This is a genomic window from Idiomarina sp., assembly GCF_048265525.1.
GTDB lineage: Bacteria > Pseudomonadota > Gammaproteobacteria > Enterobacterales > Alteromonadaceae > Idiomarina.
The window spans coordinates 126,714-144,484 of sequence record NZ_JBLXBI010000001.1 but is presented as its reverse complement, the minus strand read 5'-3'; the positions used below and the strand labels follow the sequence as shown (position 1 = coordinate 144,484).

Here is a 17,771-nt window from a genome sequence, read left to right as displayed (position 1 = left end):
ACCTCCAAGGCTTGATATTATAACTGAAAAGCGCAGATAAACCGTTGTCTTAGTGTTAAAATTTCTGGCAGTATAGAGTGTAATTTGTCATAGGGATTCAAATCAGTTTCATGTCATCCATTTCATTTTTTCGTAACACCCTTATTGCTGGTGGTTTTAGCTTACTCATTACCCCTTCTGCGCTTAGCTCCGTATGGATTGAAGCTGGTGACGCGGAATTGCGAAACAGTCTGATTGTATTAGCTGAATCAGGGCTTATCAGAACACCTATTCAGCAATTTCCAGTTACCTGGAAAAGCTTGCTGCCTGAGTTGGATGCGCTTGAATTGAAAAACTTAAGCCCAACCCAGCAATTAGCGTTACGCCATGTGCGTCACCAATTGTCACAAGCTCAGAATGGGCCTAAAACACGATGGTATATTGGTGCAACGGATAGTGAACAAGTCGTTCAGGATTACGGCGACGACACCTATGAAGAAGGTAAAATTAGCCTAAGCCGCAGTATGCACGGTACTAACTGGGCGGCCAGAATTCAGGTGAATTATCGTCAGGACCCTTTTGAAGGCGACCACAAAAAGACCCTGGATGGCAGTTACTTAGCTTACAACCTGAATGACTGGAGTTTCAGTCTGGATTCACTGCCACTGCGTTGGGGGCCGGCAGAGCACAGCAGTTTGCTGTTTTCTAACAATGCACGCCCTATGCCCAAAATTCGAATCGATTACGCTCCTGATTATCCACCTGCCGGAATGAATCCATTCAAAATCAGTTTATTCAGTGCCTATCAGGACGACGGATACAGCGATCATTACCGGGTTAGCGGCATTCGTTTTTCCAGTCAATTATTTCAGCATTTATGGTTTGGTATAAGCGCTATAGAGCAGAGTGGCGACAACCGTCCCGACAACCGGATGTTAACCGCTGATGCCAGAACCGGTTTCGACTGGGGAGCTCATCAGTTTTCAGCTTACGCAGAGCTGGGTATTGACCGAAAACTGGAAACCGATGACAAACCAGTATATACCCTGGGCGCACAATGGATGACAGGCTCTAAAGAGCGCCGTCATAGTTTCACCGTTGAATACAGTCAGTTGGATGGCGGAGAAGAGCACGACTTTTATTCACTGGACGAAAATCAAAAACAGTACTTTCTGAACCACCAGCGTAATCCAGGCTCGCCCTTTCCACGTGAGAGTCAGACCGTATCTGCCAGCTATCGCCAGTTTACAGCCGACGGCTCTGCTTGGACGGCGCTGGTCAGTCATAGTAAAGAAAAAGACGATGACACCCTGTCACGAGCGTTACTACGGCGCACTGAACCGGCCTTTTCCGGTTTAGTTAACCTCTCTTTGCAATACCTTGACGGCAGCAACTACGACGGCGAAGTGGGTGTGCAGTTGAGCGGAGAATGGCGCTTTTAACGCGCCAGCTTCTGCCCAACGCCCAGGCTGATGGTGTCCATTACATTCAGCCAGGCCTCATCCAGCGCATTAACTAAGGCAGGATAACCGTCGCTTTTTAATGGCATGCTTTCAGTAAAGGTTCCTTCCAGCACCGTCTGGTTATCCTGACTTTTATACTCCCAATGGCCTGCAACCACCGCCCGGGAATCATTGCTTCCATAAAAATCATCAACCCAAACCGTTAGCTTGCCTTCGCAATTATCAGCCAACAGTAGACGCTGCACACTACGTTGAAGCTGATGCGCCAGAGGCGTACTCCAGCGATGCTGCCTTGCACTGTGCCAGCGGGTTTCATCCTGCTGTAACTGTAACCCGGGTTTTGCCGCCGAGTCACCGACAAATACAGGACGCTTATTCGCCTGACACAAGGCTTCTGCAGACTGACTTAAATGAGGAAGTCGATATTGCGTTACCTCATAAGAGTTAGAGGAACACCCGGCAACCAAAGCAATTGCTGCCCCTATAACAAATGGCTTGAGTGTTTTTGGAAAAGTATATCTGCTATTCATAAGCTTTTGGCTCCGGATCGGGCTCTATAGATGGGCTAAAAATAAGCGAGTTCGGCTGTTCCTGTAACAACTCAATTACCGGTTTTAACTCACGTGAAAGCTGCTCAATTTCAGTTAATGTCTGATTAAGCTGCTGTCGTGTCGGGGAGCCTTCATTAAAGCTACCGGTAAGCTCCTTCAACTGAATAAGATTTTGCTGCAATAACTGAGGCAATTGCTTCATTTGCGGTTGTTCAACAATAGCAGCGAGGCTTTCCGACACGCTATCCAGCTTTTTAGCCGTGCTGTCGACGGAGCTCATTGCTGCCGAAAAGTCGTTCAGTCCCTGCTCCAGCGGCAATTGATTGAATTTATCCATCAGTGCCGTCAATTTCTCTTCCAGTCGGGTGAAGTCACTGGCCATTGCCGGCATAACCGGGTATCCGGCAAATTTATCGTCGACGCCTTCCTCATCAGCGTTAGGATAAAAACGAACATCGACAAATAAGGTATTAGTTAATAAGTTAGAAGCTCGGATATTCGCTCGTAAGCCCTGCTTGAATAATTCCGGCAGCCGTTTTTCCCAGCTTTCAATATCGGTATCGGCCACCAGCCCCCGTAAGCGCTCGGGTTCAAACCGGATAAGAATGGGAATACGTTTTAGCGGAGCTTCATCGCCATTATCCGGGAACCAACGCAACGGCACTTCTCTGACGGTGCCAACACGCACTCCTTTAAATTGAACTGGCGCTCCTTTTTCAAGGCCAGCAACTGATTCATCCAGTAAAACAACATAGTCAATACCGTGAATATAACCTTGCTGTTTTGCTTCTTCCAGACTTTCAAACACCTCGAATTCCTGTTCACTGGCCAGCTTATCGCCCCGTGGCTGTCCTTCAGGAACGCCAAAAGTCACACTAGCTCCCAATAAAGATTCTATAGAGCCCAGAGCCAAATCCAGCCCTTGCGAATTCCACTGAATAGAGACGCCCCGCTGCAACCAGAATCGCGTATTCTCGGTAATAAGCTCGTCATAAGGAGCTTTCACAAAAATTTGGTATCGAGTTTGTCGTTCATCAACCAGAAACTCCGACTGTTCCACCTGACCAACAGTAAAGCCTTGATACTGCACGGAGTCACCTACCGTCACGCTGGTCTGCCCCTCGCTGGTTAAATTTAACCGGCGCCCGGGAGTTTCCTGAGAAGTGACGGGCGGCTGCTCCAGGGCTTTAAAATGCGACTGCTGTTCCTTAGATTCCCCCGGCTGCAAACGAATATACGCACCTGAAAGCAAGGTTCCCAGACCGCTAATTCCTTGCCGCCCGATTCTGGGTTTTACTACCCAGATGCGGGTATCGGGGTTTAGCATACGCTCAGTTCCTTCGTTCATCGCTACTTCAATAACGGCCGAAGAGAAACCTTCTGATAGACGCACTTCAGTGACCTGTCCGACGTCTACATTACGAACTTTCACCTGAGTTTTCCCGGCCTCAATACCTTCGGCATCCCCTACTGCCACCGTAATAGTGGGGCCGGTTCCGCGAGTATCCTGCCAAACCATCCAAAGTGCCACAGCAAGAGCAAGCAGCGGTACAATCCAGACCGGCGATATACCGGTAAATTTGCGGGCCTTACTGGTTGAACTATCTGTCATTTATCTGCCTCTCGCCAGAATAAGCGTGTATCAAAACTCATTGCTGCAAGCATAGTAAGAACCACAGCTGCCGCAAATGAAACCGCTGCACTGCCTGGATAAACCGACATTACGGAACCACTACGAACCAAAGCTACCAGTATCGCAACAACAAAAATATCGATCATTGACCAGCGCCCTATCCAGTCCGTCATTTTAAATAAAATAAGGCGATGGCGAACCGTTTGCGGAGTTTGCCAGCGCGCTAATATTAGCAAAGTCACCAGCACCAGTACTTTTGCTACGGGGATAACCAGACTGGCCACAAAAACAATAGCTGCTATTGGTTTGTCTCCACTTTGCCATAACTCCGTTACCCCGCCAATTATGGTCGACGGTTGATCGTTACCAAAACGGACGGTTTCCATAACCGGCAACCAATGCGCAGGAACTAACATAATAGCGCCGGCGATAATTAATGCGACCGTTGTGCCCGGCTTACGCCACCAGGACGTTTTCTGCGGCTCTGTACACTGGTAACAAATATTTGCGTTCTGAGAGTTCAACGCATAACACACAGGACAAGTTTGCAAGCCTTGCTCCAATGCTGTCATTCCGGGTTTACCATCTGGTGCCGACTGTGACGTTTTAATCAAGTGTCGCCAGACGGGTGTATGTTTCGCCCGCTCATAAACAAAGAGTAACAGCACAACAAAGGCGCTAAAGCTCCAGAAGCCTTCCAGTAAGCGAATATCTGCCAGGCTGGAGATCTTAACCAACGCCACCAAAGTGCCAAGCAGAAAAACGTCGGTCATTAACCAGGGCTTTAAGTGCTCGGTTAAGCGCAGTAAATACAAACTGCCCCGGTTTCGTGCTGTATTCCATGCTGCATTCTTAGTGTGACTGTATACCCAAATCAGGCTTAACAGATAAATTAACGGAATGAGAATAACTGTTAAAAGAACTAACACAGCCAATACTTTTTCGTGAAAATAAGAAAGCTGCCAGGCAGTGTCCATTAGGGTCATTGACTGTTCAACACCGGCCGCAGAATAACGAATAAAGTCGACCGATAGACTGGCTAAAAGCATGACCAGAGCCGAGGTGGCTATTGCCACCAAAGTAAAATGCTCTGTTCTCCTGCCATGCTCCAGAACGTACCCGCAACGTGGGCACTCAGCGCGTTCATTCCCGGAAAGAGAGACGAGTCGGCTTACCCAGTCACATTGAGGGCAGCCGACAACATCATTCTTTTCGCTCTGCGTTATCCTGCTCGACGTCATTTTCTTCAGGCTCCGCTGAAATCATGGCTATTACTGTCCAACCCGACTGTGGTATCAATTCCCTTTCAGTGGTAAAAATATGGAGTTTTTCGGCATCGTCCAGCGCAAACATCGGCAACGCACGAGTTCCATACTTCTGCTGGTAGTCTGCAAAACTAAAACTGTCGGTAATAGGTGTCGACTTAATTTTAGCGCCTTTAAAATGCAGGCTTGCAAGCTTTGAATAGGTTACGCTGTCGCCAAATAAGTTTAATGTCTTGCGGTAACTTTCGGTCAACTGATGGCTGGCTCGGTAATCCTGCTCTCCACCGTTTAAACCATGCACTTTTCTGGAACCAAACCAATCCTGATAGTACATAGACACTAAGGGGTTCAGCTGTTTGTAGGGCGACATAACCAACAACTGTCCAAGGCCGGTTAAATCAATATTATTAGCTGCGTGTTCAGAAGCCGGGTTACCAAAATACACAGGTAAGTTATCCATTCGCGCTAACTTGATGTTTTCCCAGTTGGTATCAGCCAGGCGAACCGGAATGCCGCTTTCCTGTATGCTTTTTGCAACCGCCCGCGCCATTTGGTTGGCACCGAAAATTAAGAACCCTTTGGCTTGAGGTTCCAGCAGCCCAAGCATTCTGGCCAGCGGTTTTGCAGTTAAACTCTGCAATACAACGGTGGTCATTATCACTAGAAAAACCAACGGAACAACCGCCGCGGCTTCAGTCCAGCCTGACTCTTCCATTTTTAATGCGAACAATGCAGAAACTGCCGCCGCTACAATACCACGGGGGGCTATCCAGGATAATAGGACCTTATCTTTAAACCTCAGCTCGGTTCCTATCGCAGACAACCAAACAGCCAGAGGGCGCACCGCAAACAAAATAATGGCAATTAGAATAACTGCGGGCATTCCCAACGCATCAAACTCTGCAAAATCCAGCCGCGCTGCCAAAATAATGAAAAGCGCAGAAATAAGGAGCACACTGAGAGTTTCCTTAAACTCTAGTATTTCTTCCATATTGAGGTTACGCGTATTGGCCATAACCATACCCATAACCGTAACGGTTAATAAGCCGGATTCATGTTGAATAGCGTTGGATAACGCGAAAACTCCCAGCACTATGGTCAGGGTAGCAACGTTTTGTAAATAATGCGGGAACCAGCCACGACCTAAAGCTAAACCTAACAGGCGAGCAGCGCCCCAGCCCAGAGCAAAACCCAGAGCAATGGTTGTCGCGAAAGCCTGCAACGCGTGCAGGAAAGCGACATCCTGACTGGCAATAATAAACTCGTATACCAATACCGCGAGCAAAGCACCCAGCGGATCAATAATAATGCCTTCCCAGCGTAGAATATTTGCTAACTTATTAATCGGCCGGATAGATCGTATCATAGGCTGAATAACGGTAGGCCCCGTTACCACAACAAGTGCGCCAAACAAGGCTGAAATTTCCCAGCCATAGCCCATAATAAAGTGCGTTAGCACCGCTATAACAATAAAGGTTACCAGCATGCCTATGCTGACCAGATTGGTTACCATACGGCCATGACCACGAATTTCTTCAAACTTAAGGGTCAGGCTGCCTTCGAATAAAATAACCGCTACCGCTAACGAGACAAAAGGAAATAACAAGTCTTCAAATAGCGAGTCGGGTTCAAGTAACCCCAGAGTAGGCCCTAGCAATAAGCCACAAATTAATAACGGCAGTATTGCCGGCAACTTAATACGCCACGCTAACCACTGACAACTAATGGACAATACGCCAATCAGGGCAAGCATCGATAAGTCAGACATAATTTCTCCGCTGAAAGTAAGTCGTTTTAGAATAGCAGAAGCTAACACTCTGACTACCCTCAAATAGCGAATTTAGATGACTATTTTTTTAAATGAGAATGGCTATCATTATTCGCTTTGTTTGATATAATCGTCGCGTTTCTCTTAAAATAGTTCGTTAAGGAGTCATCTGAAATGCGTAAGTTTCATTCACTACTGGCAATACTTGCTGCGACTTCTGCGACACTGGTGTCCTTCACTAGCGCCGCCGCTGAAGTTAATATTTACTCAGCCCGAAAAGAAGCGCTGATCAAACCCGTTTTGGAAAAATTCACTGAAGAAACCGGCATCGAAGTTAATTTATTAACCGGTAAAGCGGACGCGTTGCTGGCCCGATTGAACTCCGAAGGCGAGAACACCCCGGCGGATCTATTTTTAACCGTTGACGCAGGTGCTCTTCACCGCGCCGTTGAAGCAGACGCGTTTCAGGCGGTAAACTCTGACGAAATTAATTCAGCCGTTCCTTCTCATTTTCGCTCTACCGACAACCTTTGGTTCGGATTAAGTTTACGCGCCCGCCCCATTTTTTACTCGCCAGAGCGCGTTAACCCGGACGAACTGGACTCTTATTTAAGCCTCGCAGATGAAAAATGGAACGACCGTATCTGCATCCGCTCTTCCAATAATCTGTATAACCAGTCGTTAGTTGCTGCGCTAATTGAACACCACGGCGCAGAAAAAACTGAAGAATGGGCAGAAGACTTTGTCGAAAACTTTGCTCGCAAACCCGTTGGTGGCGACCGCGACCAAATTAAAGGCGTAGCTTTTGGTGTTTGTGATATCGCTATTGCCAATACCTATTACTTTGGTCATATGCTGAACTCCGACGACGCAGAAGAGCGTTCAGCGGCCGAAAAAGTTAAAATATTCTGGCCAGCACAGGACAAACAAGGCGCTCATGTAAACGTCTCTGGCATAGGCATTACCAAACACGCTAAAAACGTTGACGAAGCTCAAAAGCTCATCGAGTTCCTGGTCTCTGAAGAATCACAAAAATGGTATGCTCAGGCCAACTATGAATACCCGGTTCGCGAAGGCGTCGAATGGAGTGAAACACTCCAGCAGTGGGGTGACTTTAAACAGGATGACATTGAAATGGATATTCTGGGTGAGAATAACGGCGACGCTGTGCGTTTAATGAACCGTGCCGGCTGGCGTTAATTTACTACCAGGAGACGTATAGATGAACCGTGGCACGCTGTTGCTGTTTGCCGTCGCGGTCTTGATAGGGCTACCACTCATAGTGGTAGCTTTGTCGTTACTGAACCCTCAATGGGACACTCTGCAACATCTTTGGCAAACCGTGATACCGGAATACATCGGTCATTCAGTGATCTTATTGTTCGCTGTCGGTACCGGTGTCACTTTGCTCGGGGTAAGTACGGCCTGGTGCATTAGTCAATACGATTTTCCCGGCTGGCGTTGGTTAAGCTGGGCGTTATTGCTGCCACTGGCTATGCCTGCCTACATTACAGCTTATACCTATACAAGCCTGCTCGATTATGCCGGCCCGGTACAGGGGGTTATCCGGGACATTTTCTCTGTCAATATAGGTGAGTACTGGTTTCCTGAAATACGCAGCCTGAACGGTGCTATCTTTGTTCTTTGTATTGTTCTTTACCCCTACGTCTACCTTATTACACGCTCCGCTTTCATGCAGCAATCAACAACCGCGTTTGAAAGTGCAAAAACTCTGGGCGCCAGCTCATTACGAAGTTTCTGGAAAGTTGCTCTGCCACTGGCGCGACCGGCTATAGCAACAGGCGTCACTCTGGCGTTAATGGAAACTCTGGCTGATTACGGCACCATGGAATACTTCGGCGTCACAGTGTTTACCACAGGTATCTTCCGCACCTGGTATGGCATTGGCGATGCGCAGGGAGCGCTGCAACTGTCCGCTTTATTGCTGGTATTCGTCATTATTTTGATAATGGTTGAACGTTACTCCAGACGTCGCGCTCGTTTTTATCAACAGCGCTCTGCAACCAAGCCTCCTCAGCGGCGACCACTAAGCGGCTGGCGAGCGGCTCTGGCTTCGCTGGTCTGCTGGCTGCCCGTTGTGCTTGGCTTTGTTATACCAGCGACACAACTGCTCTTGTGGTCGGTTCAGAAATCAGAAATATGGCAGCAAAGCGAATTCTGGATGTTAACCTTCAACACACTCTGGTTAGGCTTATTAGCGGCGTTGATCACTGTTGCTCTGGCATTATGGCTTGCTTACGGTCGCCGGCGCCACCCTACCCGACCTTTACGCGCGGCTATCAGTCTGGCGGGCATGGGCTACGCTATTCCCGGTATTGTTATAGCCGTTGGATTGTTATCGCCTTTAGCCTGGCTAGACAATCAAATTATCAGTATCAGCGAATGGTTATTCGACTTTAATCCCGGTTTATTATTCTCTGGTACCGTTGTCGCACTTTTGTTTGCCTACAGTGTCCGGTTTTTATCGGTGTCATTGCAAACCGTTAACTCGGGGTTGGAACAAATTACACCGCAAATGGACGATACAGCGAGAACTCTGGGCGCCAGCGGTAAACGCATTTTATGGCGGGTTCACTTACCCTTGCTTCGCAGCCCGTTATTGGCGGCGTTAATTTTGGTGCTGGTCGATGTGATGAAAGAACTGCCCGCCACGCTGGTATTACGTCCATTTGATTTTAACACTCTGGCAGTGCGCGCATTCGAAATGGCCTCTGATGAACGCTTAGCTGATGCCGGGCCCCCCGCATTGATGATTGTCGCAGTCGGGCTAATTCCGGTTATTATGCTGTCCCGAGCCTTACGCAGTAAAACACTGAAAGCAGGAGAGTAAATGAGCACATTACTGAATATTGACGCAGTCAGCATCCAGCTCTCCGGTGACCTCATCGTCGACAGACTGAGTTTGTCTCTGGAGCCGGGCGAGATAGGTTGCCTGCTAGGCCCCAGTGGCTGTGGGAAAACCACTTTGCTGCGCGCTATTGCCGGCTTTATTCCGGTTTCCGGCGGACAAGTTGAGCTGCACGGAAAAACGGTCTCATCCAGCCAGGTGCAAATACCAACCGAGCAAAGAGAAGTTGGTATGATGTTCCAGGATTTTTCATTATTCCCCCACTTAACTGTGGCCGACAATATCCGTTTTGGCATTAATCGATTACCCAAAAAGCAGCAGGAAGAGCGAGTTAAAGAGCTGCTCATCCGCATTGGTCTTAACGGTTATCAAAATCGCTACCCGCACGAGTTATCCGGAGGACAACAACAACGGATTGCTCTGGCCCGCGCTCTGGCTCCGAAACCTAAATTGATGCTGCTTGATGAGCCCTTCTCCAGTCTTGATGCCGAACTACGCGAAGTGCTGGCTCACGACGTAAGACGATTGCTAAAAGAAGAAGGTATTACCGCATTACTGGTGACTCATGATCAGCAAGAAGCTTTTGCTATGGCAGATAAATCCGGCGTGATGTATTCAGGTCAGCTACTGCAGTGGGAAACGCCTTATGCCCTTTATCATCAACCAACGCATCAACTGGTCGCCGACTTTATTGGCCGCGGCGTTTTGCTGAATGGCGAAATAAGAGAACATCAATTACATTGTGCATTTGGAATCATAGAGCACTCTCAGTTGCACAACAAACCCGACATGAGTGTTAACTTTTTAGTTCGCCCCGATGATGTATTAATTAATAACGATAGCAGTATGCAGGCCATAGTGGTTGGCTGCGGTTTTCGTGGTTCGCATTATCTCTATACTCTGGAGCTGGCCGACACCAGTCACGTGTTGGCGGTCGGTCCATCACACCAACCGTTAAAAACAGGCGAACAAATTGGAATTGATATCGACTTTGATCACTTGGTCGTATTCGACTCGTCTTTGTGCGAGTTGCCCGACTAACTGATGCGTAAAACAAATGACAAGTTGAATACCTCACTATAGACTCTGAATAATTGTCATATGTGAGGATTCTATGGATTTTTTAATTGACGCATGGGATTTCAGTCAACATCCCGCAAAACAACTTCAGTCGCCATCGCGCGCCACAGAAAACACCTGGTTTCATTTTCAGCGTGATGCCGAAGGGTTAACCGAATGGTTAACTCAAGCCGGTATACCAGAACCTCTTATTGATGCGGTACTGGAAGAAGATACCCGTCCTCGTTTTCAGCGTTTACCCGACGGTTTTATGCTGTTGCTACGGGGTGTTAATTTAAACACGGGTGAATCTCCCGAAGACATGCTCAGTCTGCGTCTACTGTATTATAAAGGCGCGTTGTACAGCTTTCGTAAACGTCCTTTTTTATCCGTAGCAAAATTGCGTGAGCAACTTGGTCAACAAATAGGGCCGGAGTCGTTACACGACTTTATCGTTGCCCTAATTGAGCAATTAAACTTACGAATTGAAGATGTGGTGTCCTCAGCGGAGCAAAAATTGGAAGCTATTGAGGGTGAAGGCTTTGATAATACGGCATCAGTTCAGATAAAACTCACCGCTTTGCATCGTCGTCTGTTACGCCTTAACCGCTTTATCCGCCCGCAGTTGGCCGCTTTAGAAAAACTCAGTACCGAAACCGAAAAGGTTATGAGCACAGAGTTGCACCAATGGCTTATCAACGAGCGCGATACCACTCAGCGCTTATTCGAGCAAATTGACCTCATGCTGGAGCAAATCTGGATGCAGCGCGAGCAACTGCAGCAGGCCATAGCCGAAAAAATGAATCGCAACACCTATTGGCTCTCGGTTATTGCCGGAGTGTTTTTACCTCTCAGTTTTTTAACCGGTGTTTTTGGAATAAACATTGGTGGTATGCCCGGGGTAGAAAGCGAAGGTGCATTTATGATTTTCTGTGGTGCGCTGGTAATTATCGCTATTGTCGAATTCCTGTTGTTGAGACGCCTGAGATTCTGGTAAACCTGACTTATATCAAAGCGGTTTAGACCTAAGTCGAATAGGAAATTTAAGCCAACAGAATATGCTTAAAGGCTCTGCATAAAAGGATTTGAGGTAGTGCTATGCAAGCCTATAAAAACGTTTACTCCGAAGCTCAGCAAGATCCTGAAGGTTTTTGGCTAGAGCAAGCGCGTCGCTTAAATTGGTTCAAAACGCCTAAAGTCGCTGCACAGGTCAAAAAGAATGGACTGGCAGACTGGTTTCCGGACGGCGAAGTTAACATCAGTTATTTAGCACTCGATGCACAAATAGAAGCAGGCCGCGGCGAGCAAGTCGCTTTGTATTACGATTCCCCGGTAACCCAAAGCAAAGCAAATTACACCTTTAACCAGTTGCGTGAACAGGTTGCCTGCTTTGCTCATGTCCTGAAGCAACAAGGCGTAGAAAAAGGCGACCGGGTTATTATTTATCTCCCCATGATTCCGCAAGCTGCTATTGCAATGCTGGCCTGCGCCCGCATCGGGGCAATTCACTCGGTCGTCTTTGGTGGTTTCGCAGCGCACGAACTGGCTGTTCGCATCGACGACGCGGCTCCCAAACTGATTATCACCGCGTCTTGTGGTATTGAGGGGACAAAAGTTCTGCCTTACAAACCTATTGTGGATAAAGCTTTGGCGGAAGCGATCTACAAGCCACGCACCATTGTCTATCAGCGCGAGCAGTGCCAGGCAGAAATGCAGGAAGGTCAGGACACCGACTGGGAACAGGCGCTGACGACAGCAAGCCCTTTAGAAGCTATTCCTCTACCGGCAACTCATCCTCTTTATATTCTTTATACCTCGGGCACTACGGGCAAACCGAAAGGCGTTGTGCGCGACCACGGTGGCTATGCCGTTGCCCTGAATTTTTCCATGAATTACGTTTACGGATTAGAGCCCGGGGAAGTCTTCTTCACGGCATCCGATGTAGGCTGGGTCGTAGGTCACTCTTATATTGTTTATGGTCCCCTGCTTTTTGGGTGCAGCAGTGTACTCTACGAAGGCAAGCCGGTTAATACGCCAGATGCAGGAGCTTTCTGGCGCATCGTTCAGGACTATAACGTCAGCGCCATCTTTTCTGCTCCGACGGCTTTCCGGGCAATAAAGAAAGAAGATCCTGAAGGCGAATTTATTCAGCGCTATGACTTAAGCTCGTTGAAACGCATTTATATGGCAGGAGAGCGTTTAGATCCCGCTACCTATGAATGGACAACCGAATTAACCGACTTGCCGGTTTACGACCACTGGTGGCAGACCGAGAGCGGCTGGCCAATGTGCGCTAACCCTGTCGGTATTGGAGCAGTAAAAGTAAAACCCGGCTCTTCCACCTTTCCGGTTCCCGGCTACGAAATTAGTGTTCTGGATCCTCTCGGCAAAGGTTTAGGCAGCAAAGAAGAAGGTGCAATTTGTGTACGGTTGCCTTTGCCACCCGGTTGCCTGACCACCGTATGGGGCGATGAGCAACGCCTGCACAGCAGTTATCTCAACGCTTTCCCGGGTTATTACTGCAGTGGCGACGGGGGTTACATCGACGAACAAGGCTATGTTTTTATCATGGGCCGTACAGACGATGTAATAAACGTTGCCGGCCACCGTTTATCCACCGGAGAGATGGAAGAAATTCTGGCCGCTCACAAAGACGTTGCTGAATGCGCCGTTGTCGCACAACCCGATGAACTAAAAGGTGAGTTACCGGTTGGTTTCGTTATTCTTAAAAACTCTTCCACTATTGCTCACGAGCAATTACAACAGGAACTTATCCAGTCAATACGTGCAGAGGTTGGCGCTATTGCCTGCCTGAAAACCTTACACGTAGTATCCCGGCTACCTAAAACTCGCTCAGGAAAAATATTGAGACGTCTTATTCGGCAGGTATTACAGGGCGACGATGTTGCTGTTCCTTCAACCATTGATGATCCGTCAAGTATTGATGCTATTAAGGAAACCATGCGTTAAACTAGCGCCCTTTCTTTTAAACAGGATCAGGGTGTTATGACGTTATCGATTGTTGCGGTCATTATAGGTTTGGCTGTTTTGGTCTGGAGTGCTGACCGCTTTGTTGAAGGCGCAGCCGCAGTAGCAAAACATCTGGGCATGGCGCCATTAGTTATCGGTATGGTCATTATTGGCTTTGGTACATCGGCCCCGGAAATGGTCGTGTCAGCACTGGCTTCAATGCAGGGCAACCCTGCATTAGCACTGGGTAACGCTTATGGCTCTAACATAACCAACATAGCACTGGTTTTAGGTATTACCGCCATGCTCGCTCCTATTGCGGTTAAATCTGTGGTTATCCGCCGCGAAATGCCAGTGCTAATCGCAATAACGCTTTTAAGCGCCCTCTTTTTGCTCGACTATCAAATTACCAGACTGGAAGCCATTCTTTTGTTAGTTATTTTTGTTGGCTACATGGGCTGGTCTGTATGGATAGGTTCAAAAAGCAGCGACGACAGCTTAGCCGCGGAATTCACCGAAGAACTGGACGCAAATCCTCTGCCAATGAAACCCGCCATTATTTGGCTTATTGTTGGCTTACTACTGTTAATTGTCAGCTCACGTGCTTTAGTCTGGGGTGCCGTGAACATTGCGGTATCACTCGGCGTGAGCGATTTAGTCATAGGTTTGACTGTGGTCGCCATTGGTACCTCCTTACCAGAGCTGGCTTCAGCCATTGCGGCAACCCGCAAGAATGAGCACGACCTGGCACTGGGTAACGTTATCGGCTCGAATATGTTTAACACCCTAGCCGTCGTCGGTATTGCCGGTGCTATTGAACCAGTTTCGCTTGAACCTCTGGTGTTAAGCCGCGACTGGGTTGCCATGGCCATACTGACATTGCTGCTAATGGTTTTTGGTATTCGTAAGGCACGGCAAGGGCGAATTAACCGCGTACACGGTTTTATCTTTATCTGCCTGTATCTGCTCTATACCTTGTACTTGTTGAAAACCGGCTTCATCGCGCCGCAATAAAACACTATTGCAAATCGTTCGCATTTAACATAGACTGTCATTATCAAGTGAGGTGATAGTCTATGTATGTTTGTCTTTGTAAAGGTATTAACGATAAAGTCATCCATCAGGCCGTAGTTTCTGGTGAGGTGAACTCAATGCGAGACTTACGCCAGCAATACGGTGTAGCCTCACAGTGCGGGTGTTGTAAAAACTGCGCCAAAGATGTTCTTCACGAAGCCCTCGAGCAACGTTCTAATCAAGCAGGTAAAGAGACTCAACTTCCGGTTTCCGTATGCTACACTTAATTCATACTTAGTGAATTAAGGAGTAATACGGCTATGAAAGGTGATGCTAAAGTCATCCAGCAACTGAATAAAATACTGACGCTCAAACTTACCGCCATTAATCAGTACTTTCTTCATGCCCGCATGTATCGTAACTGGGGCTTCGAAAGTTTGAACAAGCCTGTTTATAAAGCCTCTATTAATGAAATGAAGCACGCCGATGTGCTTATCGAACGCATTTTATTTCTGGAAGGCATTCCTAATTTGCAGGAACTCGGTAAATTATACGTTGGTGAAGACCCAAGAGAAATGCTGGAAATGGACCATAAAGTCCAGTTTAACGATGTCAGCGCAATACGCGAAGCCATAAAAGAGTGTGAGATACACAAAGACTATGTCAGCCGTAACGCTTTACGCGATATTCTCGACTCGCAGGAAGAACATCTCGACTGGATTGAAACTCAAATTGATTTGATATCGCGCCTGGGTAACGAGGTCTATTTGCAAACAAAAATTCAAGGAGCTGAATAATGCGCAGAGATAACAATGTTGTTGAGCAGCTCAACCGTCTTCTGGCTTTTGAGCTAACCTCAATTGACCAGTACACCTCACATTCGCGTCAATACGAAGACATGGGTTTAATGAAGCTTTATGAGCGCATTAACCATGAAATTGACGACGAGCGCGGTCATGCAGACTTGCTCATTCGCAGAATTTTATTCTTGGAAGGCAAACCCAACATGAGCAATCGCGAACCTCATACCATAGGTTCGGATGTCCGGGAGATGCTGGAAAATGATCTGAAGCTTGAGCACAACAACGCCAAAACACTGCGTGAAGTCATTGAATACTGCGAAGAAGTGGATGATTACGTTACCCGCGAAATGCTGGTCGGCATTTTAAAAGATACCGAAGAAGATCACGCGTACTGGCTACAGATACAGCTGAACTTAATGGATCGACTGGGTGAGCAGCTTTATTTACAAAGCATGATGTAATCCAGTCCCCCCTTTTCTGCAGACACAAAAAAACCGCCTCAAGGGCGGTTTCTTTGTATCTGGCGGAGAGAGAGGGATTCGAACCCTCGATACGTTGCCGTATACACACTTTCCAGGCGTGCTCCTTCAGCCACTCGGACACCTCTCCAGAACGGCCGCTATGGTAGGGGTTTTAGCCGTTCTAATCAAGGGGTTTAAGCAATTTTAAAGCGTTTCATGCCATTATTTAACCGTTTTGCCAGTTCGTTCAGCTCGCGACTGGCTTCACTAATCTGTTCTGAGCCAGCAGCTGTTTGCTCAGCAGCCTGAGTAATGGATGTGAAGTTCTGGTTTATCTCTTCCGCTACAGCGGTTTGTTCTTCCGCTGCAGTCGCAATTTGTGCGTTCATGTCGCTCATTTTTGCAACCGAGCTATTCACCGCATGCAAAGATTTACCGGCAGAGCGTGCCTGTTCGACACTTTCTGCAGCCTTTTCTCTGCCTTTTTCCATAACAGTAACAGCGTCGTTGGCACTCACTCGCATGGTTTCAATTAAGCTTTGAATATTACGGGTAGAGTCCTGAGTTCGGTTCGCTAACGCACGCACTTCATCAGCAACCACGGAGAAACCGCGGCCATGTTCACCGGCACGGGCAGCCTCAATTGCGGCATTCAACGCCAGTAAATTAGTCTGGTCAGCAATGCCTTCTATCACTTCCAGTACTTTATGAATTTCTGCGGTGTTATCAGATAACTGACCAATAACTTTTGACGCACCTTCAACCTGGTTTGCCAACTCTTCAATAGAGCGAACGGTCGCTTCAACTTCACGGCTACCACCAACAGTCTCTTTATCAGTGTCGTCCGCCAACTGAGCCGCCTGCTCTGTATGCTGAGCAACTTCCCGCACCGTCTGTGCCATCTGATGAATTGCCGTTGCACCCTGAGTGGTCTGCTCTTGCTGCTGAACCACTAATTGCTGGTTATCATTCGCTGTTTCAGACAACTCGTTCGATGAGTTCAGAATCGTATCGGCCGAATCATTAACATCCTGCAGAATTTCTCTAAGTTGACGAACCATGCGGTTAACGTCTGCCATCATGCTATCTTCATAGCGTGTTCGGGTCGAAACCGTTAAGTCACCGTCTGCAATGCGCTGCAATACCTCGGCCGCCTCTTCGGGCTCACCGCCTATGGTGTGAGTCAGCTTGGCCACTATCCGCCAGGCAGCTATACCACCCGTAATAATAGCGAAAGCAGTCACCCACCACATTAAAGTGGCAAAGTTTTCGCTACGGTCCATAACACCTTCGGTACCTGACGCTATATTCTGCTCCTGATAATCAATGAAGGTATTAATACGATTCAGCCATTCAGCATAAACCGGAGACAGTTCATTAAGTACGTATTCCTGCGCCTGTTGTCGTTGATCTGAACTCAGTAAACGCTCAGTTTCATCGGCGGCGGCCAGTCCTCGCACCTGCACGTCTTCAATAGCTGCCAATAATTCACGTTCTTTGCTGCTAACCAAAGTGCTGTCAGAAAAAATAGCACTCATACCCTTATCTGCCGTGTTGTAATTCGCCTTTAAATCATCAATTAGCTCGCGGAGCGGAGGACGATCAGCGGCATCATCCACAAGTACTAAATCGCGCAGAGCAATAGCCCGGTCATGTACACTGCCGCGATAATTAATAGCAAAGCGTTGTTTTTCACTTCCTACTTCATTCACTCTTGTTAGTGTTTTATCGATTTCGCTAACCTGATACGTACCGATAATTGTCGTTATAACAAGTAACAGTAGAATAAAGGCAAACCCCGCATACAATCGATTTGCTATGGTCATGTGGTACTCCAGAAAGTGATGATGATATATTTATCTATGTAATTGAACGATTATACTAATCAGGCTTAAGGATGGATCAAAAAAATTGATATATTGATGACGGTATAATC

Annotated in this window: 15 protein-coding genes and 1 tRNA gene; 10 read left to right on the top strand and 6 right to left on the bottom strand. The window is 47.6% G+C overall.

The window, feature by feature from the left end; genetic code table 11:
* The first annotated feature begins 110 nt into the window (after positions 1 to 110).
* Positions 111 to 1,421, top strand: coding sequence for a capsule assembly Wzi family protein (locus ACN0TF_RS00675; RefSeq protein ID WP_417440354.1), 1,311 nt, complete (start codon positions 111 to 113; stop codon positions 1,419 to 1,421).
* Here ACN0TF_RS00675 and ACN0TF_RS00670 read toward each other — a convergent pair.
* The 4 genes from ACN0TF_RS00670 to ACN0TF_RS00655 are packed head-to-tail and all read right to left on the bottom strand — an operon-like array spanning position 1,418 to position 6,659.
* On the bottom strand, positions 1,418 to 1,972 hold the full coding sequence (locus ACN0TF_RS00670; RefSeq protein ID WP_417440353.1) for a PqiC family protein: 555 nt from the start codon (positions 1,970 to 1,972) through the stop codon (positions 1,418 to 1,420). The genes ACN0TF_RS00675 and ACN0TF_RS00670 overlap by 4 nt on opposite strands.
* Positions 1,965 to 3,605, bottom strand: a complete 1,641-nt coding sequence (gene pqiB, locus ACN0TF_RS00665; protein WP_417440352.1) for an intermembrane transport protein PqiB — start codon at positions 3,603 to 3,605, stop codon at positions 1,965 to 1,967. The genes ACN0TF_RS00670 and pqiB overlap by 8 nt, the downstream gene beginning before the upstream one ends.
* Positions 3,602 to 4,867 (bottom strand): PqiA/YebS family transporter subunit, encoded by a 1,266-nt coding sequence (locus tag ACN0TF_RS00660; protein WP_417440351.1) that lies wholly within the window; start codon positions 4,865 to 4,867, stop codon positions 3,602 to 3,604. Before ACN0TF_RS00660 ends, pqiB begins: the two co-directional genes overlap by 4 nt.
* A complete protein-coding gene (locus ACN0TF_RS00655) occupies positions 4,830 to 6,659 on the bottom strand; it encodes a cation:proton antiporter (protein ID WP_110012671.1) in 1,830 nt (609 codons plus the stop codon). Before ACN0TF_RS00655 ends, ACN0TF_RS00660 begins: the two co-directional genes overlap by 38 nt.
* Before the next feature lie 174 nt (positions 6,660 to 6,833).
* Between ACN0TF_RS00655 and ACN0TF_RS00650 the strand changes: the two genes are divergently transcribed.
* From ACN0TF_RS00650 to bfr (ACN0TF_RS00610), 9 genes are all read left to right on the top strand, one after another.
* On the top strand, positions 6,834 to 7,859 hold the full coding sequence (locus ACN0TF_RS00650; protein ID WP_034819901.1) for a Fe(3+) ABC transporter substrate-binding protein: 1,026 nt from the start codon (positions 6,834 to 6,836) through the stop codon (positions 7,857 to 7,859).
* A 22-nt stretch (positions 7,860 to 7,881) separates the two neighbouring features.
* Positions 7,882 to 9,510: an ABC transporter permease gene (locus tag ACN0TF_RS00645; RefSeq protein WP_110012673.1), complete on the top strand. Its 1,629-nt coding sequence runs from the start codon at positions 7,882 to 7,884 to the stop codon at positions 9,508 to 9,510.
* The gene (locus ACN0TF_RS00640; protein WP_034819897.1) at positions 9,511 to 10,569 is read left to right on the top strand and encodes an ABC transporter ATP-binding protein; all 1,059 of its coding nucleotides are present in this window, start codon (positions 9,511 to 9,513) and stop codon (positions 10,567 to 10,569) included.
* A gap of 73 nt (positions 10,570 to 10,642) precedes the next feature.
* Positions 10,643 to 11,584 (top strand): CorA family divalent cation transporter, encoded by a 942-nt coding sequence (locus tag ACN0TF_RS00635; protein ID WP_034819895.1) that lies wholly within the window; start codon positions 10,643 to 10,645, stop codon positions 11,582 to 11,584.
* A gap of 101 nt (positions 11,585 to 11,685) precedes the next feature.
* Positions 11,686 to 13,557, top strand: a complete 1,872-nt coding sequence (locus ACN0TF_RS00630) for an acetate--CoA ligase (RefSeq protein WP_417440350.1) — start codon at positions 11,686 to 11,688, stop codon at positions 13,555 to 13,557.
* A 36-nt stretch (positions 13,558 to 13,593) separates the two neighbouring features.
* Positions 13,594 to 14,571, top strand: a complete 978-nt coding sequence (locus ACN0TF_RS00625; RefSeq protein ID WP_417440349.1) for a calcium/sodium antiporter — start codon at positions 13,594 to 13,596, stop codon at positions 14,569 to 14,571.
* 62 nt (positions 14,572 to 14,633) lie between these two features.
* Positions 14,634 to 14,858 carry a (2Fe-2S)-binding protein gene (locus tag ACN0TF_RS00620; RefSeq protein ID WP_114981584.1) on the top strand — a complete coding sequence of 75 codons (225 nt, stop codon included), beginning with the start codon at positions 14,634 to 14,636 and terminating at the stop codon, positions 14,856 to 14,858.
* A gap of 33 nt (positions 14,859 to 14,891) precedes the next feature.
* A complete protein-coding gene (gene bfr, locus ACN0TF_RS00615) occupies positions 14,892 to 15,368 on the top strand; it encodes a bacterioferritin (RefSeq protein WP_034819886.1) in 477 nt (158 codons plus the stop codon).
* A complete protein-coding gene (bfr, locus tag ACN0TF_RS00610) occupies positions 15,368 to 15,835 on the top strand; it encodes a bacterioferritin (protein WP_011234318.1) in 468 nt (155 codons plus the stop codon). Before bfr (ACN0TF_RS00615) ends, bfr (ACN0TF_RS00610) begins: the two co-directional genes overlap by 1 nt.
* Before the next feature lie 60 nt (positions 15,836 to 15,895).
* On the opposite strand, the gene ACN0TF_RS00605 is transcribed toward bfr (ACN0TF_RS00610), so the two are convergent.
* Positions 15,896 to 15,983 (bottom strand) — tRNA-Ser (locus tag ACN0TF_RS00605).
* 46 nt (positions 15,984 to 16,029) lie between these two features.
* The gene (locus tag ACN0TF_RS00600; protein ID WP_417440348.1) at positions 16,030 to 17,661 is read right to left on the bottom strand and encodes a methyl-accepting chemotaxis protein; all 1,632 of its coding nucleotides are present in this window, start codon (positions 17,659 to 17,661) and stop codon (positions 16,030 to 16,032) included.
* Between the last annotated feature and the right edge of the window lie 110 nt (positions 17,662 to 17,771).